This is a genomic window from Stratiformator vulcanicus (genome assembly GCF_007744515.1).
Taxonomy (GTDB): domain Bacteria; phylum Planctomycetota; class Planctomycetia; order Planctomycetales; family Planctomycetaceae; genus Stratiformator; species Stratiformator vulcanicus.
Genome location: NZ_CP036268.1, coordinates 4,505,883 through 4,530,404, shown reverse-complemented (window position 1 = coordinate 4,530,404; position 24,522 = coordinate 4,505,883). Strand labels below are relative to the sequence as shown.

Here is a 24,522-nt window from a genome sequence, read left to right as displayed (position 1 = left end):
GCAACGATCGTCGGTGATCGTGCCGTGGCACGATGTTGCCGCTCAGCGGGCGATTGATTCCGCGCGGGGGCGCGAAGGAAGCTGTTCGGATTCGTTGACTTCGTGGGCCGGATCAATCCGAAATGTGACTTCGCCCGAATCATCGATATCAATGACAGTGACGTTCTGATCTCCGACCCGAACGACGTCGCCGATACTCAGTTCGATTTCGATTTGCCGCACAGAGCGTCTCCGATCTTCGGTGAAAGCCCGTCCGCAGACGGGCAATCGTGTTTGGTGCCGACGAAAGGGCCGACAGCGCGCGGGAAGCTAACACCTCCGGCTATTGCGATCAAACCGAATCTGGCAGAACATCTCCCCGATCTTCGATGTTGTGGAAACGAACGTGAAGAGTCGGAGAAAATGCGTAGACTGTGAAGGCACGAGTGCCTTCGGCAGTCAGGCGTATCAGTAGAATCACGGACGAATTCGACCCATCTTACCTTGGTGAAGACTATGGAGCCGCTGACGTTTCGACCGATTATCAAACGCATTCGTTGGGGAGGGACCCGGCTTGCGTCAGTGCTCGGCAAAGAAATCGGCGATGCGACCGATGCGGCTGAGAGCTGGGAAATCGCCGATCACGGTGACGACCAGACCATCGTCGATCGTGGCTCTCTCGAGGGTCAACCGCTTGGCGAACTCGTGCGGTCGCACAAGGACGAGTTATTCGGCCTCCAGAATAGTTCTGATCAATTTCCTTTGCTGATCAAGTTCCTCGACGCGAACGATCGGCTATCGGTCCAGGTCCACCCGTACGACGAACTCGCCAGGAAGTTTGACCCTCAAGAGAACGGGAAGACCGAAGCCTGGGTCATTCTTTCGGCAGACCCGGGAAGCAAATTGTTTATCGGGCTCAAACAGGGCGTCGGTCCGGAAGAATTACGAGCGGCGCTCGATGCGACCACGGTCGAAGATTGTCTTCATACCGTCGAGGTCAAACGGGGAGACTGCGTGTTCGTGCCCGCGGGAACGGTTCACGCCATCGGCGAAGGCATCGTGCTCGCCGAAATTCAGCAGATGAGCGACTTGACCTTCCGCCTTTACGACTGGGGGCGCGTCGGGGCGGACGGCAAACCGCGGCAACTTCACATCGAGGAGTCGTTTCAGTGCATCGACTTCGATCGCGGGCCGGTCAATCCGGTCGCGCCGACCGTCATCGAAGAGGGGCCGCATCGGATCGAGGAACTCGTGCGGAGTGACTACTTCGTCATCCGTCGTCACACCATCGCCGCCGGTTCGACGCTTGATGCCGTAGCACATTTCCGGGTGCTGCTGACCATTGAGGGCGCCGGGCAACTGACCGTAAACGAATCAGAAGTACCTCTCGAACTCGGGCGAACCGTCCTATTGCCCGCGACGGCAGACTCGGTGTCGATCAAGGCGACTGAGCCGCTGACCCTTCTGGAGGCCTACGTCCCGCAGGCGTGATGATGCAAAACTGCAGCGGCCGGTTTCGCGTCTTCTGATACTGGCACCGGCGATCGTCAACCCGTGTTCAAGAGTCGGCGGTAGCCGTTGGTCAAGTATTCTTCAACGGCATTGCGCACCGTGCGGACGATGTGATCAAGCCGGGCTTCGTCGGTGATTTTTTCGCCGGACATTTCCGTCACGTAAAAGACGTCGACGATTTGGTCGACGTGCGTCGAAATTTTGGCGAGGTCGATGGAGACCTCCATTTCGAGCAGTGCGGTCGCGATCGTGTAAAGCAGGCCGCGACGGTTCGGGGCGAACACGTCGATGATGGTCGATTTTTCGGAGGTGTCGACATCCCGAACCACGCGGACGGTTCCGGCCGCGAGAGGAGGATAGTCGACCTGATCACCGTACCGGCGGTGATGGTGGAAAAGTCGGGCGACGGAGATCTGGCCCTTGATCGCGGCCCGCAGTGATGCGGCGACGTCGTTGATCCGCCAGTCGGGGACCTCTTCTTCGAAGTCTTCGTCGATCACGCGAAAGCGATCGATGGCGATGCCGGCGACGGTCGTTTCGATGATCGCCTCGACCGTCTGCATCCGCTTTGCGGCGAGCACGCCGGTGGCAACCGAGAAGCAACCATTGGTAAACGGCGGACGCACGATGACGCGATAGGTCGTGGTCGCCGTCGCTTCGTCGTAAGTCCCGGTGACCGAAACCTCCTGCTCACCTAGATCGAGCAGTGTGAGCAGATCTTCGGCGACGGCGTCTTCGGGAATATTGGCGAGGAAGTGAGTCGACAGCCCGTCCAACTCGGCCGTCGCCCAATCTTTAATGTCGATGGTCGAGACGGGGCGGTCGGCTTCGGTCAAAATGGCCCGGATTCGCCCCCGTTTTTCGTCCATCTGTGCGGCGTTGCTTTGCGGAACGTCACCGCCGAGAACCGACATCGATTGCCGATAAAATTCCGAGAGCAGATCGGCCTTCCAATCCGTCCAAATCCCCGGTCCAACTCCGCGCAGGTCGCACGCGCTGAGGACGAACAGGTGCCGCAGCGAATCGGGCGTTCCGACTTCGTGAGTGAAGTCGTAGAGCAATTTGGCTTCGGTCGTATCGCGGCGAAATGCCAGATGCACCATTAAGAGGTGACGATAGACGAGCAGTGTGAGTTGCTCCTGCTCTTCCTCCGAAAGCCGAAAACGCGCGGCCGTGCGGATCGCGATCCGCCGACCGACGAGGCTGTGGTCTTCGTCAAAACCTTTACCGATGTCGTGCAGCAGCAGGGCGAAATTGAGCATCCAGGAGTGTGCCAACTTTCGGCGGGCATCGCCGACCGCCCCCGGTTCGATGAGAAAATCGTTCGCCGCATCGATGGTGCGAAACGTGTGTTCGTCGACCGTGAAACTGTGATATTCACTGAATTGAATCAGGCAGCGAGCGTGCGTGAACTCTGGAATCAGGTAGGCGAGCACCCCGGTCCGCAGCATGATGCGAAGTGCCTTACCAACGTGGTCCGGCGTGTCGAGGACCAGCAAGAACAGCCGGCAGGTCTCGTGAGTCAGTTCGTTCGGGAAGCGGCCTGTCGCACGGGTGATCGCCTCTTCAAGGCGAGGTGTCAAATCGACGCCGTCCCGCGCGACGAACAAGAACAGCTCGATCACCCGCTCCGGCGACGCGGTGATCCGTTCCGTCGCATTGGGGAGGACATCGATGGTCGTGGGGGATAACAAGAACACGCCGCCGACCCGGCGGGTCAGCAAAGCGTTCTTGATCCTCGAAATCGCATGGCGTGGTCGTAGGCGTTCGGCGAAACGATCGGCGATGTCGCAGATCGCGGTCGCGTGGCGGAAGTACTCCTGCATGAATTGTTCGACGTCGCGTTGCCCCGGTCGGTGCTCGAATCCCCATTTGACCGCGATGCGAATCTGCTCCGAACGAGACAGCACGTCTTGCTCGCGCTGGGCATGCAGATGAAGTTCGACACGCACCTTCAGCAAATAGTCGAGTCCGTCGATCAGGATGCGTTGATCATCGGCATTCAGGCCGCCGGCCGGGCGAAGGCGGCTGACGTCCGAACTCCCGTAGATCGCGTACGCGATCCAGCGCATCCAGTGGACGTCGCGCAATCCGCCGGGCGACCGTTTGACGTTCGGTTCGAGCAGGTTGGGCGAGCCGCCGTAGTTGTCGCGTTCGGTCTGCCGGGCTTCGGTGCATTCGGAAAGAAACGCCCCCAACCGGTGCTGCACGACGCGTTCGCGGAACAGCATCCTCATGCGGTCGTAAAGGACGGTCGAGCCGACCAGCAGGCGTGCTTCGACGAGCGACGTGGCGATCTGAATGTCCTGCCGGGCGATTCGCCACGTCTCATCGACGGTGCGGACACTGTGGCCGATCTTCAGGCCGCTGTCCCAAGCCTTTCGAATGAATTCGGCCACGATGGCCTCGACGTCACTGCTGATGTTCGGAGCGTGGAGAATCAGCAAATCGCAATCGGAGTAGGGCACCAGTTCGCCCCGTCCCGATCCACCGACGAGAACGACCGCTGTATTCGCGGAGACATTTTTGCGCAAGTCGCCCGGCAGATTAACCAGGACGTCACGAATCACCGAGCGGATTTGCTCTTCGAAGATCGTGGCGATGCGGTGGGCGAGGTGGATTCCGCCCGCTTTCCCCTCCCGAAGAGAAGCGACTTCGCGGCGAATCCGCTCGTCGAGCGGTACCGGCTGCGTGGGGATCGTTCCGTCGGCCGCCAACGTTCCGTTTCGCCTCGGTCAAAGCCAACTGGCTGGCATGAATAATGATGGGAACAGCCATTCGACCGTGTCGGGATGTGCGGATGCAACTCTATCGAACGGGTCTTGGCGTCAAACGCAGCTCAGATCGCTGACGGACCCGATTCGCCCGTGCGCACTCGAATCGCATCGTCCAGTTCGGACACCAGCACGATGCCGTCGCCCGGTTGGCCGGTTCGGGCATGCACGAGGAAGCAGTCGACGACGGCCTTCCACTGAGAATCGTCCGAGAGCACCTCGACCCGGACCTTCGGTCTCAGGTCGATCCGGTAGTCGGTTCCCCGATAATGTTCGTTCTTTTCGCTCTGCCGTCCGATTCCGCGGACTTCCGAGACGGTCACACCGCCGACAGGCAGGCCGATCAGGGCGAGCTTCAATTCTTCAAGCCGGTGATGCTTGATGATGCCTTCGATTTTCTTCATGCAGCGCGTCCCGGCGGTTCCTAAAAAATCGGAGCCGACTTGTCATCCGGCTCCGGTGATCAGCGTCAAAGCGCGCTGTCACCGGTTTCGCCGGTCCGAATGCGGATCATTTCGTCGAGATTCGTGACGAAGATTTTGCCGTCTCCGATCTGACCGGTGCGGGCCGATCGCAAAATCGTATCGACGACTTCTTTGGCCAGGTCGTCGGAGACAACGATCTCCAACTTCGCTTTCGGTAGGAAGTCGACTGTGTATTCAGCCCCCCGGTACTGTTCCTTATGGCCTTTTTGACGACCGAAGCCACGGACTTCGGAAACGGTCATGCCCTGCACACCGGCGGCGTTCAGCGCGTCTTTTACTTCTTCCAATTTGAAGTGGCGGATGATCGCCTCAATCTTTTTCATCGGGTTCCTCGAACCAAGTGAGTTTATGTCGGGCAGTTGTTACGGGTGCGTCGCCAAGTGTGATGAAGCATTCGGGACGACATCGGGAGAGGTTTCGATCTTCCGGGTCGCTATCTTGCAGGACGACGTTTTGCATCGGTATCGTTTCGCCGAACGGGCGTCGCCAGCGATTGTTCGCGTCCGGCATCTCCTTATTATGCCGGGCACTTCCGTCCGTTGAAAGTACGGTCGCGGAGTCTTCACACGCTTCAACGGGATCGATTCCGTGACCACGGCGGTCGTCATATCAGCGCTTGTCGGAATTGCTGCCGGGGGGATCGCCTATTTCTGGGCGACGACGCTCACCCGCCGCGGCGTCGATACCGGAAACGTTATTCGCACGTCGATACTGGCCGCGTGCGGTTGGGGGATTTTTTCCGGACTGCTGTATGCAGGTCTGGCCTATGCGGTGCTAGAGGCGGGATGGCAGACGACGCCCGATCAACACCTCTCTTCAACCGCGCTGCCGTCTCGACTCGTGTTTCATGGAACGCTGCTGTTCTTTCTCCTGACCGCCACGATCACCGATTTCCGTGACTACGTCATTCCCGATTGGATCACGGTCCCCGGAATGCTGCTGGGAATCATCGGACTCACCGCGGCGGGTCATGTCGATCTCGCGCCGATCTGGGTCGACTGGTACAACCCGCTCCCGACGCCTCAACCGCCGCAGGTGCCCGACTTTGTCCGCGAGACGCCCCACTGGCACGGCTTGGCGGTGTCGATCGCGGGCCTGCTTGTCGGCGGCGGCGTGGTCTGGCTTGCGCGAGCGGCGTGTTCGACGATTGCCGGGCGCGACGGCCTCGGGTTCGGCGACGTCACGTTGATGGCCATGGCCGGGGCGTTTCTGGGTTGGCAGCCGGTGCTGCTGGCGATCGCTATTGCGCCGTTGACGGGAATTGTCGTCGCGCTGGCCGTTGCGGTCTCGGGGCTGCGGTCCTACATCGCCTTTGGGCCCTATCTGGCCTGCGGATGCGTTGTGGTGCTGCTGACGTGGAAGTTCATCTGGGTCGCCCCGATCCGCGACCTCATGGGGGACGCCATCGGGATGGCCGTGCTGGGCGGCCTGATCGCAGCAATTTCAGTCGGAATGCTTCTGTTGCTCAGAGGCTATCACAGCATTCCGGTTCTCAATGCACCGAGGAGTGCGGACGGGGAACTTGGGGACGAATAGACCGCGTCTGTCGGATCGGGATCAGATGCGTTCGAGCTTGGAGTGCTTCCGCACCCGCGGTCGGCAGGCTTCGGCGGAGCGGCCATAAACTTCGAGGCGATGGCCTTCCATCAGAAAACCGTGCTCGGCGGCAACTTTCGCGAGGATCGACTCGAGTTCCGGGCATTGGAACTCGATCAGTTTTCCGGTTTCGCGGCAGATCAAGTGGTCGTGTCGCGGGTAGCCGTAGTCGTGTTCATAGACGTCACGGTCATCCTGTCGGGCGACCTTGCGAAGCATCCCGGCTTCTTCCATCGCCGTGAGGGTGCGATAGACCGTCGACCGGCTGACGCGTCGATTGCCTCGATTCTGGGTCAGCCGCTGCACGAGCTGCTCGGCATCGAAATGCTCGTGTTCGCTGAAGACCTCTTCAACGATGGCTTTTCGCTCGGGGGTGAGCCGCTGGCCTTTCGTGGCGAGATACTCGCGAAATTTCTCCAGCGGAGAGACCGCCACGTTGACCGACTTCAGCTCACTCACCTCAACACCCGAATCATTCTGCGACTAGTGGACCGTAAAAATTCTCTTGGAACCCGATGACTCTCTCGGAGCGAAAACGCCGCGGTCCACTCAGAGCCATGTTCCGAAACAGAGCCCCGACTGATCGTTAGGATTCTCGTTCGATGTCGTCGATCATTCGCTCGACTGCCGCTTCCAGTCGGGCGGGGTTCTCATAGGTGCCGTCATCAATTGCCGCACGAATCTGGCTCAGTCGCTCCGCCCGGACCGGATCGGTTGTATCGAGCTCGGCCAGTTCCCGAGCCGTGGCTGAAATTTCAACCTGATCTTGTGGTGCCATGCGATCGACGTCGGATTGTGCCGCGGTCCGGGTGCCCTCGGCGGGGCGACGAACCGATTGCAGCGGAACCTGTCCGCCGACTCCGTTGACTTCCATGATCTCACCTCGGATTCCGTACCTTGTGACCACCGCAGCGAACGCTTCGGAAGACCGGTGGATCATAGGTCATACGCGGGAGCGGTATCAACCGGAAGTTCTCGATTCGGCCATCTTTTAGGCGACGTAACGTGAAATTCAGCCTTGCCTTACGAGCGAAACCGGTTTGGCCGATTGCCGGAGGTTCTCCAGTTCCTCACCAAGAACACCGGCCGCCTGTTTGATGTCATCCCGCGTCACGTCCAAATGAGTGCAGACCCGAATCGTGCGGGGACCGGCCGGCATCATGACGACACCCCGCTCGCGAACGGCGGTCGCCAGTTGCTGCGGCGTGCCGATTTCCGAATCCAATTCGAAGAACAGGATGTTCGTTTCCACCGTCGCAGGATCGCATCTCAAACCGGGCATCGCGGCGATCTGATCAGCCATAAGCCGTGCATTAGCATGGTCTTCCGACAAGCGGTCGATGTGATGATCGAGAGCGAAAAGCGCCGCGCCGGCAATGATGCCCGATTGGCGAAGGGCTCCGCCGAACAACTTGCGGGCTCGAAATGCCTTGCAGATGTCGTCAGCCGAGCCGATCAGCATCGAACCCATCGGACAGCCCAGCCCTTTGGAAAAACAGATCGAAATCGTGTCGACCTCGGCAGTCAAATCGGCCGGGGTGTAGCCGCGAGCGACGCACGCGTTGAACAGGCGGGCGCCATCGAGATGCACGCGGAAGCCTCGCTCGCGGGCCCATCCGGCGGCCTCGCGAAACCGGTCGATCGGCCACGCAGCACCGCCACCCATGTTGGTGGAGTTTTCGAGGCAGACCAACCGGGTCCGCGGATAGTGCTGAGCTTCGGGATGCAATTCGGCTTCAAAATCCTCCGGAGTCGGCATTCCACGTTCGCCCCCGACGAGGCGACAGGTGATCCCGCTCATCGCCGCTGGGGCTCCGCCTTCGTAGTTGGCGATATGCCCCGTGCGGTGGATCAGCAATTCGTCCCCCGGCCCGCAATGACAGCGAATGCCCAACTGGTTGGTCATCGTTCCGGAGACACCAAACAGGGCGGCTTCTTTGCCGAACATTTCCGCGACCCGCTCCTGCAAGCGGTTAACGGTGGGGTCTTCGCCGTCCATATCGTCGCCCACGGGGGCTTCGACCATCGCCTGATACATTTCAGGTGTTGGGCGCGTCTTCGTGTCGCTGCGAAGATCAATCACGGGCATCCGCTCACTATGACAGAGTTGTCAGACGGGGGCGCAAACAGATATTTCGAAATGGGGCCGCACGCGACGGGCTTCCGAATTCGCCTATAAAAACGAGACCCTAAGCATACTCGATTGTATTACCGATTCCTCGGCTGCGTGACCCTTTCGCAAGCTCGCGACCCGCCTTACGATCGCCGGGAACGGCCATGAAACTTGGAAACGATCACCGATGTCGGCTGCGAAAACACCACTGCAAATCCCGCGAATCGATACCGCTCGAGATGATGCGGACGAACTGTTCGCTCAACTGCGCGAAAAGCTGAGTCCCCGGGGAAACATGGTTTCCGAAGCGGGAAGGGCACGCACGATCGCGCTGTTCGGAGAGCCGCTCACACCCCAAGAGGTCGTGGCGAGAATCTGCGGCGAGGTCGAGCGAGACGGGCTTTCCGCCGTACTCGATTACACAGAAAAGCTCGACGGTAAACGACTCGGCGAGGCGACACTTCGGGTCACGACCGAAGAATTCGCGACCGCTCACAAGGCGGCCGACGAGGGCTTTCTGGACGTCATCCGGCAGATTCGCGACAACATTCACGAATTCCAAACCGCCATTCTCAATCAAGAGGTTCGCGTGACCCGCGATCTCGGGCCGGGGCAGGTCGATTTGCGGCAGCGCTACGTGCCGGTCAAACGGGTCGGCGTGTGTGTGCCGGGCGGAGCGGCGGCGTATCCGTCGACGTTGTTGATGACTGCCATCCCCGCGATGGCCGCCGGCGTGGAAGAGGTCGCGGTGATCGTGCCCCCGACCGACTTCGGCGGCTACAACACCGATCTGCTCGCAACGTGCCAAGAGATCGGCGTCAGCGAAGTCTATCGCGTCGGCGGCGCTCAGGGAGTGGCCGCGCTCGCGTACGGAGCCGGACCGATCAAGCCGGTCGACATGATCGTGGGGCCGGGCAATTTGTTCGTTGCCCTTGCCAAACGCCATGTGTACGGCACCGTCGGTATCGACAGCATCGCCGGCCCAAGTGAAGTGATCGTGCTCGCCGATGACGCGGCCAACGCGGACTACGTAGCATCCGATTTGATCTCTCAAGCCGAACACAGCCCCGGCTCGGGTGTGCTGGTCACGTGGCACAAACCATTGATCGACGAGGTTTACGCGGCGCTTGAGCGGCAGCTCGCACGACTTTCCCGCGGTGATCTGGCGCGACAAAGTCTCGAAGCTTACGGAGCGTTGATTTGCGTTGCGGACGAGAACGAAGCAGCCGAGTGGACCGATCGGCTCGCGACGGAACACCTTCACATTTCGACGGCCGATCCCGAGGCGATGCTGGCGAAGGTTCAGAATGCGGGCGCGATCTTTCTCGGGCATCACACACCGGTCGCGCTCGGCGACTATGTAGCGGGACCGTCGCACGTGTTGCCGACCGGGGGAACGGCTCGCTTCGCCAACGGTTTGTGCTCGAACGATTTCCTGAAGCGTTCCTCCGTGATCTCCTACGATGCCGACGCCCTGAAGGCCGATGCGCCCCTCGTGCAGGCAATGGCCGATAAAGAGGGACTGTCGGCACACCGGGCCAGCGTTGACATTCGGCTCGGCGGAAAGTGAGTGCGAGCGTGTCATTAAGTGAGATCGCCGCGGTCCTGCCGACCGCCGCTGAGGTGATTGCCCGGGATGCCGAGCGAGGGTTCCATCACGGGGGGCAGCTCTATGTGTCTCGTCGCGGCGAAGCGATCATCGACGCGCCGTTCGGCCGGCTCGAAGACGGACGCGAGTATCCGGCCGATGCGCTGGTGAATTGGCTATCGGCCGGCAAACCGCTGACCGCCGTCGCGATCATGCAGCTGGTCGAGCGGGGGCAACTCGATCTTGATCAAAGGGTGGCGGAATTCATTCCGGAGTTCGCCCAAGGCGGCAAAGAACCCATTACGATCCGGCACCTGCTAATGCACACAGGCGGTTTCCGGAGTTCGGAGACCGGCTACCCGCAGGCCTCTTGGGACGAGATCATCGCGACGATCTGCGCGATGCCCCGCGAAGACGATTGGGACGTCGGCGAGACGGCCGGCTACCACGCGGTGACGAGTTGGTTCATGCTCGGCGAAGTAATCCGCCGCATCGACGGACGGCCGATCGCTGATTATCTCGCCGATGAAGTACTCGCGCCGATCGGCATGACGGACAGCCGCTTGACCATGACGCCCGAATATTGGCGGGAGAATCGAGGGCGGATCACACCCGCCTATCGCCGACTGGGAGCGAAGCAGAAGCAACTCGACTGGCACGAGCAGCAACGCTGCACCAGTCCGTCGCCCGGCAGCAGCATGAGGGGACCACTGCGGGACCTCGGCACCTTCTACGAGGCCATGCTGGCCACGCTGTCAGGGCAGCGCGAGGACTTTCTTTCGACCCGCGGCGCTAAAACCATGACCGCGCGGCTACGCGACGGCACGTACGATCGCACATTCATGCACGTCGTCGACTTCGGGCTGTGCTTCATGGTCGACTCGAACCGCCACGGTGCTGAGACGATCGCCTACGGGTATGGGCGTCACAGCAGCGCACGTGCGTTCGGCCACGGCGGGGCTCAATCGGCAATCGGTTTCGCCGATCCGGAGTACGACCTCGTGGTCACATGGGCGTTCGACACGCTGATTGGTGAGCCGAAGCACAATCGGCGAAACCGCGAGCTGAATTCGGCGATTTACGAGGATCTGGGACTGACGTCCTGATCGCTCGACGGGGCGCAACGATCAGCGGGGATTCGCGCCGGCATAGCCGCGTTCGCCTTCGACCGGCTTGGTGACCCACATTTGGGGAGCCTTCTCGCCGGCTTTCAAGTAACCGTCTTCACCCGGTTTGGTCGATTTGAACTTCGGATCGATACCGGTCTTGCCTTTGTCTTTGAAAATGTTGATCCGGCCGAACCCGCCTTTGCGCGTCGAGACGTTCCCCTGCAGGGACGGCTCTATGTCGGTCAGAAACGGCTGCAAGTCCTGCAATGTCGGATTCTTCCCGACCTCGAACTCGCGACGCCCCGTCTCGGCGAACAGGTTGTGGCGCACCGCGATCTGACGCGAATCCTGCGGCGGCAATTCCGAGAACTTCACTCCGGTCCGATTCTTAAAGAATGTGTTGTTCCGGATGAGCAGTGAATCGATCGGTCCCTTCGATTCGATAAGAATTCCGGTCTGCATTTCGTGGAAGATACACTCGCGAACCGCGATCGATTTCGCCGGACCGACGATTTTGAGGCCGGTCTCCATGGGGCCGGTAAATTGCGAGTCGAGCACCTCAACGCCGGAGGCCTTTGCGTTCTTGGCGGGTGTGATCGTTATTCCGATCGCCGTCGCGTCCGAAGCCTGAATCTCGATTTGATCGAAGGTCACGTTCTGTTTGTCATCAGCGCCGAAGCCGCCATCAGCGACGATGGCCGTACCAGCCAGATTCTCGATCGCGAGGTCGCTGAACTTGCTGCCGGTGAAGGGGCCGTTGATCGCGATGGCTGTCTTCAAGTCTTTCGCGTCGATGCGGAAGTTCGAAAATTCGAAGTTCTCAAGACTTCCGAATGTGAGCCCGATGTCTTTACCCGGCGGATCGATCAGCGGTTTCGGATTGCCTTGGCCGATGATGGAAAGCTTGCGGGGGGACGAAAGCACCGATTCATCGACCGTGATCGACTCCCGGTAAGTCTCTCCCCCGCGGACCCGAATCGTGATCGGACTTTGTTTGTCAGAAAGGTCCGCAATCGCTTTGAGTGCGTCGCTGATCGACGAGTATTCGGCGTTCGGGCCGACGGCCAGTTCGACGGCTTTGCCGGAGCCCCCGCCCGTGGAGTTCTGAACGACCGGCGCAGTCGGCCGCTCATTCAACTTATCGATCGCAAAACTGATCACCACCCAGGTGCCGTACATCAGCAAGACGGTTACGACCAATCCGATCGCGATCGGAATCCACTTGATATTCGTGCTCTGCTTCTTTTTGACCGGGCCGCGGCGACGCCGGGCTGGCAAAGCCTTGGCGACGTCGGTGTCGAACTCCGGATAACCGGTATCGACGAGATCGTCGAACATCGAGGTCGGGTCGTCTTCGGTCGCCTGCGTTTTCTTTTTCGTTTGAACGCGTCGGCCCCCCGACTTTCCACTGTCAGGTCGAGCGGCCGATTTCCCGCTGTCGGAACGGGCGGCGGACTTTCCACTGTCAGATCGCGGGGACGATTTGCCGCTGTCGGATCGAGGGGAGGCCGGCCGGGTCCGCGCCTGCGATTTCCCCGACTTTGGTTGAGGCGATCCCGGCGCACGCTTTGGCTCGGTCTCGCGGTTACCGCCCGCCTTCGCGGTCGGCGTTGATTTGGGATCGGCCGACTCACGGCTCTCCCGTGCTTCGATCAGTTTGCGCTCCGCCTCTTCGGCCAAGCGAATCGTCGACGAATCGGCGTCGGTTTTCTCGGCGAGGCTGATCTGCGTGGTCAGCGCGAGTTCCTGCTCAGGAGAGAGCGCCCCGGTTTCCTCGCCGCCACCCGCTTGTGACGACCCGTCGTTGTTGCTGCCGCTTGAGAAAGGATTGCCCGCCAGTGTGAGCGGTCCGTACGCAGCTCGACCGAGTTCGGCCGTGCTATCGCCTTCGCCGCCGGAAAGGACTCCCAGTGCGATTTCGTGTTGTTGGGCGTTCTCTTGAAGCCAGCGACCCGCGGCATGTGACAACTCTATCGCCGATGCGTGCCGATCGTCCGGGTCCTTTGCCATCATTTTGGCGATGAACTCTTCGAACGAGTCGGGTGTATCAGAGCGACGTTCGGCAAGCTTGGGCGGTGCCTTCGCCTGATGGGCCATCAATCGCTGGGCGAGGCTGCCGTCTGTGAAGGGGGGCTGCCCCGTGACGAGAAAGTAGACGGTGCAGCCCAGGCTGTAGATATCTGCGCGGGCATCAACTTTGTGGCTGTCGATCGCTTGTTCGGGGGCGAGATAATCGGCCGTTCCGAGGACGCGTTCGTCATGAGCGACCGTCAGTGATTCGTCATCCGCTTCCTCGAAAAACCGGGCCAGTCCGAGATCGAGGATTTTGACCACGCCGTTCCGGTCGATCAGCAGGTTGCCCGGCTTGATATCCCTGTGGACGAGCCCCGCTGAGTGGGCATGAGCCAAACCATCGGCTGACTGCCTCACGACCTCCATCGCTTGAGCAAAGGTGATGATGCCCGATTCCTGAATGACTTCCTGCAGGCTCTGGCCCTCGACGTATTCCATCACCAAGAAGTGAATTTCGGAATCGCCTTCTTTCTCCACGTCGACATCGTAGGCCCGCACGATGTTCGGGTGATCCAGCGAAGCGACGGCCTGCGCTTCTCGGTGGAACCGGCCAAGGTAGGACGAGTCATTGACGCGTTTGGTCGGAAGCACCTTGATCGCGCACCGGCGTTTCATCACGGTGTGCTGCGCGAGGTAGACCGCACTCATGCCGCCTTTGCCGAGCAGCGAGAGGAGCCGATACCGGCCGAGAAAGAAGCCGCGGTGCCGACCCTGCAGTAGTTTTTCGGCCTGCCACTTCGTCAGGACGTCGCGTTCGATCAAGTCCTTCGCGAGCGCTCGCGCGTCGGCAGCGTCGACGCCGGCCGCTTCGACTTCCTGTAACTTCTGCGCAAGACGTGCCTCGTCGAGGAGGCCGCTTTTCCGAATGCTTTCGAGAAAAGAGTCTGCGGCTAGTTTCGTCGCCATAGGTACCTGAGTCGCCGACGACCGATCAATTCGGCTCCAAGTCCGCAATGCTAATGAATCTGAAATTGACGTGCGATGTGACCGGAGGTCGCAGCGGGATGCCCGAACGAATGTCCCGGCATAAAAACGCTATCCTAAAAATCGACCAAGCGACAGGATCACGGGTCGATTTTTCCGCAGGCAGCCCGCCCGTCCGCACGAACGTTCCGAATGACATCTGCCGACAACTCCATTATGCTACCATCGAGGGATAGCTTCGGGCAGGGCCGAAACCCCTCCCGCGACTGAACTAAGTCGATTTTGACCCTTGCCGCCTCACCACAAAGCGTCTCATGCCTCCGAAGATTCTGATCGCAGATGACAATCAGCAGAATTGCGAACTGCTGGAGGCGTATCTGGCCGATTGCGACTACGAAATCGTGTTCGCCGCCGATGGCGAGCAGACGCTGGAAGTCGCCCGCCAGCAGCGGCCCGACGTGATCCTGCTCGACATCATGATGCCGAAGCTCAGCGGCTACGAGGTTTGCGCCCGTTTGCGGGCCGAGGAAGAGATTGCGTCGATCCCGATTCTGATGATTACAGCTTTGGACGAGCCGGGAGATATCGACAAAGCGGTCGAAGCGGGCTGTGACGACTTTCTGACGAAGCCGATCAACAGCATGGAATTGAAGATTTGTGTCGAATCGCTGCTCGGGATCGGCGGTTTGGAACAGGAGTGCAACCGGTTCCTCTCTTATCTGGACGCCGTCGAAACGGCTTCGACCGCGGCACGGGCCTGAATTTTTCGTCCGCCGAAATCCCTTTCGGCAGACTCCGTCTGCGAAGACCGGTGCGATGACTGATGGAACCCTTCCGGACGCGGACCCGATCCGCGTCCGACTCAAACGCCGTAAAGCGCAGCCGTTCTACTTTCGGCATCCGTGGGTCTTTGACGGCGCGATCGATTCGGTCGACGCCGACGTCACTCCGATCCCGCTCGGTCGCGAAGCGATCCTCGAAACCGATCGTGGTGAACCGCTGGCCCGCGGATTGTTCAATCCCGGAAGCTCCCTCAAGCTGCGGCTTTATTCGTGGGATCCGGAAGAACGCTTGGACGCCCCGTTCTGGGGCCGCCGGCTCGACGAGGCCATCCGCCTCCGTCGGCGATTGTTCTCCGATTGGGGCAGCGAGTCGGCCTTTCGCCTCGTCTTCAGCGAAGCCGACGGACTGTCCGGACTGATCGTCGATCGCTACGGCGACTACCTGCTCGTCCAACTTACCGCGGGCGTGTTGCTGCCGCGGCTCGACATGTTGCTCGAAGAACTTCGGCAACGCTTAAATCCGAAAGGAATCTGGCTGCGGACCGAAAAGGGGGTGACCGATACCGAGGGCATCGACCTGTCGGATCGAAAGCTGTGGGGTGACGCTCCGCCGCGGCCGTTGTTCATCAAAGAGAATGGCGTGACGTACGGCGTCGACACCGAGGAAGGCCAAAAGACGGGATTCTTTCTCGACCAGCGAGAGAATCGCGCCGCCGCGGCCGGCTATTTTCGGGGTGGGCATCTCCTCGACGTGTGTTCGTACGCGGGCGGGTTCTCGTTGACGGCACTTCAAAAAGGTAGCGTCGATCAAGCGACGGTCGTCGATGTCTCCAAGTCGGCTCTCGCACTCTGCCGAGCGAATGCAGAATTGAACGGGTTCGCCGATCGCATCGACGAGAAACAGTTGGACGCATGGAAGGCGTTGGAAGAATTTCAGGCGGCGGGAACAAGCTTTGATGCCGTCGTGCTCGATCCCCCCAAAATGACCCGGCACCGTCGCGGCATCGATCGCGCACTCAAAGGGTACTTCGCCCTGAATCAACTCGCCGTCGAGGTTCTCAAACCGGGCGGTATTCTGGTCACCTGCAGTTGTTCCGGCCTGATCACGGGCGACGACTTCCTGCAGATGCTGGCGACGGTCGCGATGCGGACGGGGCGCCGTATGCGAGTCCTTGAGAGCCGTGGAGCATCGCCGGATCATCCGGTCGCGCCGAACATCCCGGAGACCGAATATCTGAAGTGCGTGATCTGCGAAGTCGCGTGAATCGAGCGGCAGTGCGTCGACCGCTGCGAGTCCGAGGGGCAATCTGATGGCCGGTCGCTCGGCAATCGTCTCAACGACTGGTGCCTCCGTCTTGGATCGCCGCCAAAGGAAGTCACCTCTCGAGCGTCCTCGAATCGGGGTTTGCTCTGAACGACGCGGGCGGTCGCCTTGCGGCAAGGTGAGCAGCAAAAGCGGGAGCCGGAATGTCTGACGAACTGGACGAAACTCGGCGACTCTGGGATGCGGTCGCGGCCGACTGGCGCGTGCAGGTGGGACGCGAAGGGGATCGCAACCGCCGGCTCAATTCCGATCCGGTCCTGTGGGAGTTTCTGGGGGATGTCCGAGGTCTGCGCGTGCTCGATGCCGGTTGCGGAACGGGCTATTTCTGCGGCTTGTTGCGGCAGCGGGGCGCAGAGGTCACGGGAGTCGATCTGTCATCTGAAATGATCGCGATCGCCGAGAGAGACCATCCCGAGATTAAATTTCGCGTCGATTCCTGCACCGAACTTGCGACCGTGGCCGACGCGAGTATCGACCGCTTGGTCTCGAACTATGTGCTGATGGACCTCCCTGATCTGACTTCGGCAGTTCGGTCGTTTTATCGGGCCCTGTGTCCCGGCGGCGAAGCGGCGCTGGCCTTCTCTCACCCGTGCTTTCCGTTCGACTTCGCCGAGGAGGGCAGCCAGGACACGCTGAGCTACCACTGGCGCCAATCGTATTTTGAACGAAGAAAAGAAGTCGCTCCGCCCTGGGGGCACTTCACCGAAGAGTTCCTCTGGTTTCACCGGCCGCTGTCCGATTATTTCAGAGCGTTTCGCTCCGCCGGGTTCGACGTTCTCGATCTGGTCGAACCGCGACTGACGCCTGACCGTCAACAATTGGCCAAGGACGAAACCGAACGCCGTCGCGCGGCGTCGATCCCCCTCTCGATCGCTATCCGATTACGCCGTCCAATGTGAACTCGTCTTTGGCGGCTGATCTGTCAAATTGTCACGAGTTCAAGAAAATTCGCGTTCCGGGGGCGGCAAAATTACGGTCCCCGGCCACCCCCGACCTCGCAAACCTTGCGTTCGAAACTGACCCGCTATCCAATTTCTTCCGAAATTTGACGCGGTGCTGCGAGATCATCGACAAGATGGAACTCGGATCCCATTTTGGTCCTTCTTTAACTTTCGACGAGAGACGACCATTGGACGATAGAAACCGGCGCTGTCGCTTGTCGAGTTCCGTATTGAGTCCACCTGTATTGAGCCCACACCTTTCGAGCTTAATCGGGCAGGGGGTCTGCCTTGTCGCGGTGGCAACACTTCTTGGCATTTCCTCAGGCTGCCGACCGATCGATTCGGGAAGGCCCGACTCTGTCGAGCGTGATTCAAGCACTGAGGAAACAGCGCCGCCCGTGCCATTCCTGAAGCGCCGCGCCGGTTGGGAGTCGACACTCGTGCGAGAGGGACCGGCCCCTCAACCCTTTGGCGAAATGACGCCCCCCGACGGTATCTCGGAAGTTACCTATCTGTCTGGCGACCTCGCACTCAAAGCATGGTACGCGTCACCGAAGACAACTGCCGATCGCAAAGTTCCGGGGCTTGTTTATTTTCATAGCGGCTTCGCCTTCGGCCCTGACGACTTCGAATTCGTGCGTCCGTTTTTGGAGGCGGGTTTCGCCGTCATGACGCCGATGCTGCGCGGCGAAAACGGAAACCCCGGTCACTTCGAATTATTCGGCCGAGAGTTCAACGACGGCTGCAACGCCGTCGGATGGTTGGCTGACCAGCCGTCGGTCGATTCGAGCCGCATTTATGCCTTTGGCCACAGCGTCGGAGGCGGCGTCTCCGCCTTGCTCTCGCTCGCTGGCGAGTCCATTCCGCTACGTCTGAGTGGGAGCTGCGGTGGCTTGTATCCCCCTGAGATATTCGCGACAGGGTTCGCGGAAATTTGCCCGTTCGATCCGCAGGATGCGTCGGAATGCGAACTCCGTGTACTACTCGGCAACGAGCGTGACATGAAGACGCCCCACATCGCGTACCTCGGTCTCGACGATCCGCTGTATCGACACGCTGATCCCGCGGGCGAGACGAAGCTCGAAATCGTCAACTTGCTGGGAGATCACTTTTCATCCGCGACACTCGCACGCGATCACTTTCTGCGGCGGGTCCGGGACGACGCAAGTTCCGTTCAGCTTACGGCTCCCTCGTTGCCCGTTGTCGTCCCCGAGCCCGATATCTGGAGTGCAGTCCCCGATCCGGTGGTCGAGCCGGTTGAGTTCGAAGTACCGCCGGAAAATGTCGAGGTACTGCTTTCGGAGAATAGAGAATGCCGATTTCCATCGCCGACGGGGCGTTTCGCGACGTTCGGCGACTATCCATCACAATTCGACCTTGTCGATCTGTATTCCCTGGAGGTCGTTGCCCGTTGCCGTCCCGGCGTGAATCCGAACAAGGCCTTCGCGTTCGATCCTCAATCGCGGCTTGTCGCCTGCATCAGTGATACCGGCCGCGGATCACGACCGAACACGCCACTCACGCATTCCAAGACGGCTTATTTGCTGATCAAGTCAGCTGAGACCGGTGATTTGATTTATCGCGGCCGCCCGATCATCGACGGTGAGGAACGCTCGTTTCCGGCTCTCAATTGGGTGCTCGATTTCGTCGCCGAAGGTCGGTTGATCTCGACCGTCGCCCCTGTCGAGGACCCCGAAAAACGACATCACGGGTACGAGGGCATCTATTCGATGGAGGTGAATGAACTGCGGAATCCGATCCGCCTCGAGGTCGAAGCCAGTCAATGGGGCCGACATCAATTCAGCCCCGGCCGAAGGTATGTTTTAACGATGCTCCCGCTCGGTCGTCTCGAGGTTGTTGATCTCGTCACCGGTCGAAAGGTCGGGAGCGTCGCACTGCCGAAGATTTTCAACAAGGAGGGCGGCGAGGAATCGTATGCAAGCATTCGCTCGAATGGTTTCTCGCGAGACGGTCGATCCTTCGCAGCCCAAATAGCGACGAAGGTCGACAAAACGTTCGTTGACTATCTGCTCTGTTGGGAATTCACAACCGGCCGGCTGACTCAGTGCCTCAAACTTGATTACCGAAAAGTCCCTGTCGATCGATTGGCCGGACGGCGGAACCTGTTCTTCTTGGAAGAGAACCGCGGTTACGTAATCAATTACGGTACGACCGCGATCTCCGCCGATGACGGTAAGGTCATTTGGATCGATCGCACGCAGGGCTTTTGGACGTTTCCCCGTCAAGTTTTGGCCGGTGATTACGTCACGATCCAACGCCCTACGAACGTCGTTCGCGGAAAATCTTACGAAGAATGTCCGAGGCTGCTAACCTTTCAAAAGGTGACTGAAAACAGGACGGCCTCCGACCGATAACTGGGAAGGTAAGCGTCAGCCGCGATTCAGACCCACGCACACGAACGGAATCTGTTCATCAATACATCGGTATCGAAGCTCGGCTTCGCCCGCTGGGAGGTGACGCAAACGGGAGTGTCGCGAACTCAGTAATTCGCGGCGGCTCAACGCAAGCATTCAGGCAACACTAGTCGCTGATGGAATCGGCTCGAAGTCAACGTGGAGGAATGATGGTGATGGCATCGGCACGCCGATGGAAGGGCTGGCTCAAGAGCGTGCCTGCGGTCGAGCGAATCGTGGAATACCGGCGCATTCGGCACGGCCTTACGACGGAGCGGGCTTTGCTAGAGGGCACTCACAAAACGACGTGCCAGCATCCGAGCATCCTCTTCTTCTCTTTCAACAAGGCGGCGACGCAATACGTCGAATCGATTCTCAAGCAGTGCAGCAAGAGGAGTGGTCTGACTCCCGTCAATTTCGAAAAGCTCTCCTTTAATACCGATTTCCCCTATCTGGGGGATCTTTCGGCGGAGGCGATGGCTCCGTACCAGCAACTGTTTCGACCGCAGGGCTATCTCTACTGCCCGTTCTCCAAAATGGTCGAAGGCATCCCCGATCTTGACAGTTATCAGATCGTTTTGATGACGCGCGATCCGCGGGATTTATTAGTTTCGCTCTATTTTTCCGTCGCTTTCAGTCACTCTTTGCCGCCCCGCGATTCGGTCCTTTACCCGTATTTCTGCCAAATGCGGCAACGGTCGCAGGAGATGTCGGTCGACGAGTTCGCCCTCGAAATGTGTGACCATATCGGCGACAAATTTCGACGCTACCGCGATGCGCTCTGTGGCAAAGAGGCGGTTCATCTCACGAGCTACGAGTTGATGACGTCCGACTTCCCGCATTGGCTCACAGGTTTGCTTGAGCACTGCGAACTCGATGTTTCCGAATCGACACTCGCCCGAATCGTGAGCGCCCATCACAAGTCGCGCCCCGCGACGGAGCAGGCCGACCAACATGTGCGGAAGGGCCGCCCGGGCGACCACCAAGAAAAATTGTCCGAAGCGACGATCGCTGAGCTTAATGAGCGTCTGGGCGACGTGTTAAGCGAATTCGGCTACTGCTGAGGCGGCCCGAAAGAGTCACCGTCGACCCCGGAATTGTCGCTGACTTCGGTGTCGTTGCCGATCGCTCCGTCGGTTCGATAGATCCGGAACGAATCGTTGCGGTAGACCGGGTCGATTTCGAACGGGCCGCGGCGATACGCGATCAGATAATCGATCCCCGTTAGGTCATGCAGCGCGGCGAGGTCTTCCGCCGAGAAACTTCCGTCGTAAAACTCGTACGACCAGTCCCGCATGCGTTGCCGTCGCTGATACCAGGCGACGATTTCCTCGGCCCCCTGTGGGCAGTCCTTGTAGCTGTAGAACTGAGCCCGCTGGGCGAACCATTTGAACGCCCAATCGCGAACCGGTGCCTGGATCAGGGCGTCGGGCGGGGTGTTCTCGTCGATCCAGCGACACAGGTCGATCCAGTCTCGCTTCATCCGCGGCGGCATCCGACTCGGATTCGCGTCGGGCGTTGCCACGCCGATCGCCAAACTTGCGGCGAGCATTCCCACGAGGACCGCCGGGACGTAGCGAACTCGGGAGGCGACTGCGTCAGAGTCGTGCGTGTTGACGTCGCCGGCACCGCCAACGGCGACTTCTCGCCGATCGCACCAAAGCAGCAGCCTCTCAGCGACGAGGATGCTGACCGCGACGGGCAGGAAGACGTCGCCCAAGCGAAACGGGTAAAACTTAAGCAGCCACGTTCGCAATGGCTGCCAAGGCATATCGGCGGCTTCGCCGCTTCGCCAACCGATCAGAAGGCCCGCGATCAGAAACGCCAGAGTCGCGGCAACGAACCAATGAAACCAGCGGCAATCGGGTCGAGGGTTGTCCGACTGTACCGGGCTCCGGCGGTATCTCAGCAGGATGATCCAGGCGACAAACAGGCCGAAGTAAAGCTGAAATGCAAACGTTCGAAATTGCATCGGATCGACATGATGCTTGATTCGGATGAAGACATGAATGAAGTTCGCTTGCTGATTGATCAGCGGATTTTCAGAACCGGCGACGGCGCCTAGCGCGGGGACGATGCCGGGCAGGGCGGTCACGCCGAGCAGTGCGGCCATGGCGAGCCATCCTCGCCATGAATTGCGCTCAGCCGGCGACGTGCGGCGGCCCGAGGGGATACTGAAATCGGCGATGGTCGCCACTGCGGCCGCCAGGACCGCCCAACATCCGACGACGGCGTGAAAGCAGATCGCCAAGCCCAACAGAAAGCCTGCCAAGCCGCGCCGGCCGGTAAGTACCGCCGCAATCGCCCAGAACGTGAAGCCGTAGGCGAAGACTTTGCCTTCGATGCCACCGACGATCCACTCGCCCGAGAACGTGCCCGTCATGTGCAGCACGAGGAACAATGACACGGCCAACGGGGGCAACCATCGGACACGCGTTAAGGCGAAGCACAGGGCCGACCAGCCCCACGCCATCAGACCGTACCCGACGATGCGACCGATTAGTGCGACGCCGAACAGGCTCATCAACTGAGTCAGCGGCCCCAAAGTTAAGTAAAAGATGAGGTGCGGATTCGAGGAATCGAAGAACTCATCGCCGGGACAGTACGTCGGGTCCCAAAAGTGTTTCGCCTTCCCCAGATAGGCCGGTTCGTTCACCGCGGGGATCGGCGCCTGTCGCAGCGAGTACCCCAACAGGATCAGCCAGGTCAGCAGAAACGGACCGACTCGGGTCGCGATATGCCGCAGCCGGTCGGTCCGGTGTTCGACGCGACCGCCATCCGTCACAGAATTGGATGATACGGATGCCGACATGACCTGGACCGCAAAAAATGAACGATCGCGACTCTCATCAGTCTGCTATGTCCGCGACACCGATTCGACCCAAAATGTTTCTGCCGAGTACTTGGGTCAGTTTGCAAGAAACAGAAATTCAAAGGGGGTGGCTGTGAACGGCGTTTTTACGACGCCCACAGTGATCTCGTCTCCAGCGGCGACATCTTTAAGCAGTCACGAGTTCGAAGGTTCGCGTTCCGGGGGCGGCGAAAGCGCCGTCCCCGACCACCCGACCAAACCTCGGTCCTGCTGAGGCCATTTGCCATTGAGCAGATTGCGTTGCGATTATTTTTTCTTTTTGGCGGCCTTCTTTTTCGTCGTTTTCTTCACGGCTTTCTTCGCGCTCGACTTCGTCGCTGATTTTTCGGCCGTCTTCGTCGGCGCTGCTTTGGGAGGCTTCTTGCTCGACGAGGTTGCCGATGCCGTTGATTTTTTGGCGGTCTTCTTTTTCGCGGACTTCTTGGCAGCTCTTTTTGCAGTCTTCTTTCCGCCGGAACTGCCGCCGAATACTTGGTCCCAATTCTCTGAGTATTTTGGGGTTGCCCCCGATCGAACAATCGGCCCGCTCATCAGTCTCTCCGCAGTAATGGGTCACGTCGTGTGCCGGATGAACCGGGTCGGTTGCCACCGCAGCGGCGAACCTTCCCGAGCCACGCGATGACGTCCGTCATTGGCGATCGGTGGCGCGGCGATTCTTTGGCACGCTGCCCACCCTGTCAACCAAGTGAGCACGGCAAAGGCGAAGCAACTCGGCGAACGACCATCAATCGCGATGACACGATCACCCAGATGCACTGCAATTGTCGTATCGACATCGGGCCGCTTCGACGTGAGCCGTCAGCCGCGAATCAGCACGTCGGGCCGGTTCATCGAGTGGCCGCGGACGCTCACCGTCACCTCGGGCCAACTCTCTGTCGGCGTGAGAACTTCATGTCCCGCATCGGTCACCAAGATCGTATCACCCAGCGGGGAGGGGCCGACCGAAGGACGCCAGCAAACGGGCATCCCGCTTTCGAGTTGGAATTCGCTGTGCGGCACGATCGGCGTTTCTTCCGGGGAGTATCCCATGACCTCACCCTGATCGGCCAGTTGCCATTCGTCGGGCACGCCGAACTTCTCGTAGATGCGAATGACGCGCTTCCATGTCTCGGACAACTTCCAACCGGCTTGCGAAAAGAACATGCCGGTCGCCTGCATGAGGACGGCTCGATGGTGCGCGTCCCGCTGCTTGGCGTCGAACTCATTGAAGGCCACGCTCCGGGTCGCCGTGACGTGTAACCCGTTTCGCCGACCGGTCGCACTGATTGAACACCATCGTACGACCGGAGCGTTGCTGAAATTGCCGTGCGGGTACAGTCGGGCCCGCCCGTCTCCGAGCACCTGCAGGTTCAATGGATCGACGCCGCGGCGGATGAGTCGATGTGAGACCTCCCCCGCAATATCTTGCTCACTTTGCCCGGGCTGACACGATCGCGCCGTCGCTTCGATCGCGTGAACGACATCGCGTCCGATGGTGCGAAGTTGTTCGATCTCCAACGGCGAGAGCTGTGTTCGAAACGTGTCGAAATCGCTCACAACCGACTTCTGCTCGTTCTTCTCCGCCAGACCGGCGTCGGTCCCGACCCGCCGACCGCGACACAAGTCGCTGATCAACACTTCCGGGGGTTCGTACCAAGGTCGCTCTTTCAACTGAAAGCCCAAGCCGTTCAGTTCGCGGTCGAAGACCTGTTGCGAGTCGACGTTGTTAGCGAGGACGACACGGGCATCTTTCGTCAGAAACAGCGATGCGTTCGTCCGATTGGCCAGGCCGAGCACATTGCAGCCGCCCACGGTGAACCAGGCGAAGTTGGCCGGCTGGCTGATGAGAAGGGCATCGAGGTCGCGACGCTCCAGCAACTCGGCGACTCGCTGCTGCCGTTCGTCGATTTCATCAGAGCGGCGAAAGTCAGGCACCGAGAACTCGGCCGATGAAAGCGGCTCTAACGGCCCATTCAAAGCGATCGGCATTGTGTGACCCTCTCCCAGAATTCTTTTCCGCACGACCGCATCAGTCGAGCATCATTTCGCCCCACGGC

20 protein-coding genes are annotated in these 24,522 nt (G+C 59.9%); 9 read left to right on the top strand and 11 right to left on the bottom strand.

The annotated features are described in order from the left end of the window. Positions 1 to 42: 42 nt before the first annotated feature. Positions 43 to 222 carry a hypothetical protein gene (locus tag Pan189_RS18015; RefSeq protein WP_145365473.1) on the bottom strand — a complete coding sequence of 60 codons (180 nt, stop codon included), beginning with the start codon at positions 220 to 222 and terminating at the stop codon, positions 43 to 45. 273 nt (positions 223 to 495) lie between these two features. Here Pan189_RS18015 and Pan189_RS18010 point away from each other — a divergent pair, with 273 nt between their 5' ends. Beyond that, entirely contained in the window at positions 496 to 1,470 is a 975-nt protein-coding gene (locus tag Pan189_RS18010; RefSeq protein ID WP_310821346.1) for a type I phosphomannose isomerase catalytic subunit, read from the top strand. Positions 1,471 to 1,526: 56 nt separating this feature from the next. Here the strand turns inward: Pan189_RS18010 and glnD are convergent, their stop codons facing one another. The 3 genes from glnD to Pan189_RS17995 all read right to left on the bottom strand — a co-directional run bounded on the left by glnD (position 1,527) and on the right by Pan189_RS17995 (position 5,073). Continuing rightward, positions 1,527 to 4,208, bottom strand: a complete 2,682-nt coding sequence (gene glnD, locus Pan189_RS18005) for a [protein-PII] uridylyltransferase (protein ID WP_145365471.1) — start codon at positions 4,206 to 4,208, stop codon at positions 1,527 to 1,529. 122 nt (positions 4,209 to 4,330) lie between these two features. Next, positions 4,331 to 4,669 (bottom strand): P-II family nitrogen regulator, encoded by a 339-nt coding sequence (locus Pan189_RS18000; RefSeq protein WP_145365470.1) that lies wholly within the window; start codon positions 4,667 to 4,669, stop codon positions 4,331 to 4,333. A gap of 65 nt (positions 4,670 to 4,734) precedes the next feature. Next, positions 4,735 to 5,073, bottom strand: a complete 339-nt coding sequence (locus Pan189_RS17995; RefSeq protein WP_145365469.1) for a P-II family nitrogen regulator — start codon at positions 5,071 to 5,073, stop codon at positions 4,735 to 4,737. 265 nt (positions 5,074 to 5,338) lie between these two features. Between Pan189_RS17995 and Pan189_RS17990 the strand changes: the two genes are divergently transcribed. Beyond that, positions 5,339 to 6,286 (top strand): prepilin peptidase, encoded by a 948-nt coding sequence (locus tag Pan189_RS17990; RefSeq protein WP_310820750.1) that lies wholly within the window; start codon positions 5,339 to 5,341, stop codon positions 6,284 to 6,286. A 21-nt stretch (positions 6,287 to 6,307) separates the two neighbouring features. On the opposite strand, the gene Pan189_RS17985 is transcribed toward Pan189_RS17990, so the two are convergent. The 3 genes from Pan189_RS17985 to Pan189_RS17975 form a co-directional block, all read right to left on the bottom strand. After that, on the bottom strand, positions 6,308 to 6,805 hold the full coding sequence (locus Pan189_RS17985; protein WP_145365467.1) for a Fur family transcriptional regulator: 498 nt from the start codon (positions 6,803 to 6,805) through the stop codon (positions 6,308 to 6,310). A gap of 127 nt (positions 6,806 to 6,932) precedes the next feature. After that, a complete protein-coding gene (flgM, locus tag Pan189_RS17980) occupies positions 6,933 to 7,220 on the bottom strand; it encodes a flagellar biosynthesis anti-sigma factor FlgM (protein WP_310820749.1) in 288 nt (95 codons plus the stop codon). Between the two features lie 138 nt (positions 7,221 to 7,358). Next, positions 7,359 to 8,435 carry a threonine aldolase family protein gene (locus Pan189_RS17975; protein WP_145365465.1) on the bottom strand — a complete coding sequence of 359 codons (1,077 nt, stop codon included), beginning with the start codon at positions 8,433 to 8,435 and terminating at the stop codon, positions 7,359 to 7,361. A gap of 211 nt (positions 8,436 to 8,646) precedes the next feature. On the opposite strand from Pan189_RS17975, the gene hisD reads away from it, so the two are divergent. After that, positions 8,647 to 10,029: a histidinol dehydrogenase gene (gene hisD / locus Pan189_RS17970; protein ID WP_145365464.1), complete on the top strand. Its 1,383-nt coding sequence runs from the start codon at positions 8,647 to 8,649 to the stop codon at positions 10,027 to 10,029. Between the two features lie 8 nt (positions 10,030 to 10,037). Next, positions 10,038 to 11,153: a serine hydrolase domain-containing protein gene (locus Pan189_RS17965; protein ID WP_310820747.1), complete on the top strand. Its 1,116-nt coding sequence runs from the start codon at positions 10,038 to 10,040 to the stop codon at positions 11,151 to 11,153. A 21-nt stretch (positions 11,154 to 11,174) separates the two neighbouring features. Here the strand turns inward: Pan189_RS17965 and Pan189_RS17960 are convergent, their stop codons facing one another. Beyond that, positions 11,175 to 14,135 carry a serine/threonine-protein kinase gene (locus tag Pan189_RS17960; protein WP_145365462.1) on the bottom strand — a complete coding sequence of 987 codons (2,961 nt, stop codon included), beginning with the start codon at positions 14,133 to 14,135 and terminating at the stop codon, positions 11,175 to 11,177. Positions 14,136 to 14,467: 332 nt separating this feature from the next. Here Pan189_RS17960 and Pan189_RS17955 point away from each other — a divergent pair, with 332 nt between their 5' ends. The 5 genes from Pan189_RS17955 to Pan189_RS17935 all read left to right on the top strand — a co-directional run bounded on the left by Pan189_RS17955 (position 14,468) and on the right by Pan189_RS17935 (position 20,678). Then, complete coding sequence (locus Pan189_RS17955; RefSeq protein WP_145365461.1) at positions 14,468 to 14,914, top strand: response regulator; 447 nt, start codon at positions 14,468 to 14,470, stop codon at positions 14,912 to 14,914. 55 nt (positions 14,915 to 14,969) lie between these two features. Further along, positions 14,970 to 16,199, top strand: a complete 1,230-nt coding sequence (locus Pan189_RS17950; protein ID WP_145365460.1) for a class I SAM-dependent rRNA methyltransferase — start codon at positions 14,970 to 14,972, stop codon at positions 16,197 to 16,199. 203 nt (positions 16,200 to 16,402) lie between these two features. Continuing rightward, positions 16,403 to 17,158, top strand: a complete 756-nt coding sequence (locus tag Pan189_RS17945) for a class I SAM-dependent methyltransferase (protein ID WP_145365459.1) — start codon at positions 16,403 to 16,405, stop codon at positions 17,156 to 17,158. A gap of 440 nt (positions 17,159 to 17,598) precedes the next feature. Further along, positions 17,599 to 19,575 (top strand): alpha/beta hydrolase family protein, encoded by a 1,977-nt coding sequence (locus Pan189_RS17940; RefSeq protein WP_310820746.1) that lies wholly within the window; start codon positions 17,599 to 17,601, stop codon positions 19,573 to 19,575. Positions 19,576 to 19,790: 215 nt separating this feature from the next. After that, the gene (locus Pan189_RS17935) at positions 19,791 to 20,678 is read left to right on the top strand and encodes a sulfotransferase domain-containing protein (protein WP_310820745.1); all 888 of its coding nucleotides are present in this window, start codon (positions 19,791 to 19,793) and stop codon (positions 20,676 to 20,678) included. Here Pan189_RS17935 and Pan189_RS17930 read toward each other — a convergent pair. The 3 genes from Pan189_RS17930 to Pan189_RS17920 form a co-directional block, all read right to left on the bottom strand. Continuing rightward, a complete protein-coding gene (locus Pan189_RS17930) occupies positions 20,669 to 22,426 on the bottom strand; it encodes a DUF6798 domain-containing protein (RefSeq protein WP_145365456.1) in 1,758 nt (585 codons plus the stop codon). The genes Pan189_RS17935 and Pan189_RS17930 overlap by 10 nt on opposite strands. A 187-nt stretch (positions 22,427 to 22,613) precedes the next feature. Further along, a complete protein-coding gene (locus Pan189_RS21515; protein WP_310820744.1) occupies positions 22,614 to 23,075 on the bottom strand; it encodes a hypothetical protein in 462 nt (153 codons plus the stop codon). A gap of 209 nt (positions 23,076 to 23,284) precedes the next feature. After that, complete coding sequence (locus Pan189_RS17920) at positions 23,285 to 24,454, bottom strand: M24 family metallopeptidase (protein WP_145365454.1); 1,170 nt, start codon at positions 24,452 to 24,454, stop codon at positions 23,285 to 23,287. Between the last annotated feature and the right edge of the window lie 68 nt (positions 24,455 to 24,522).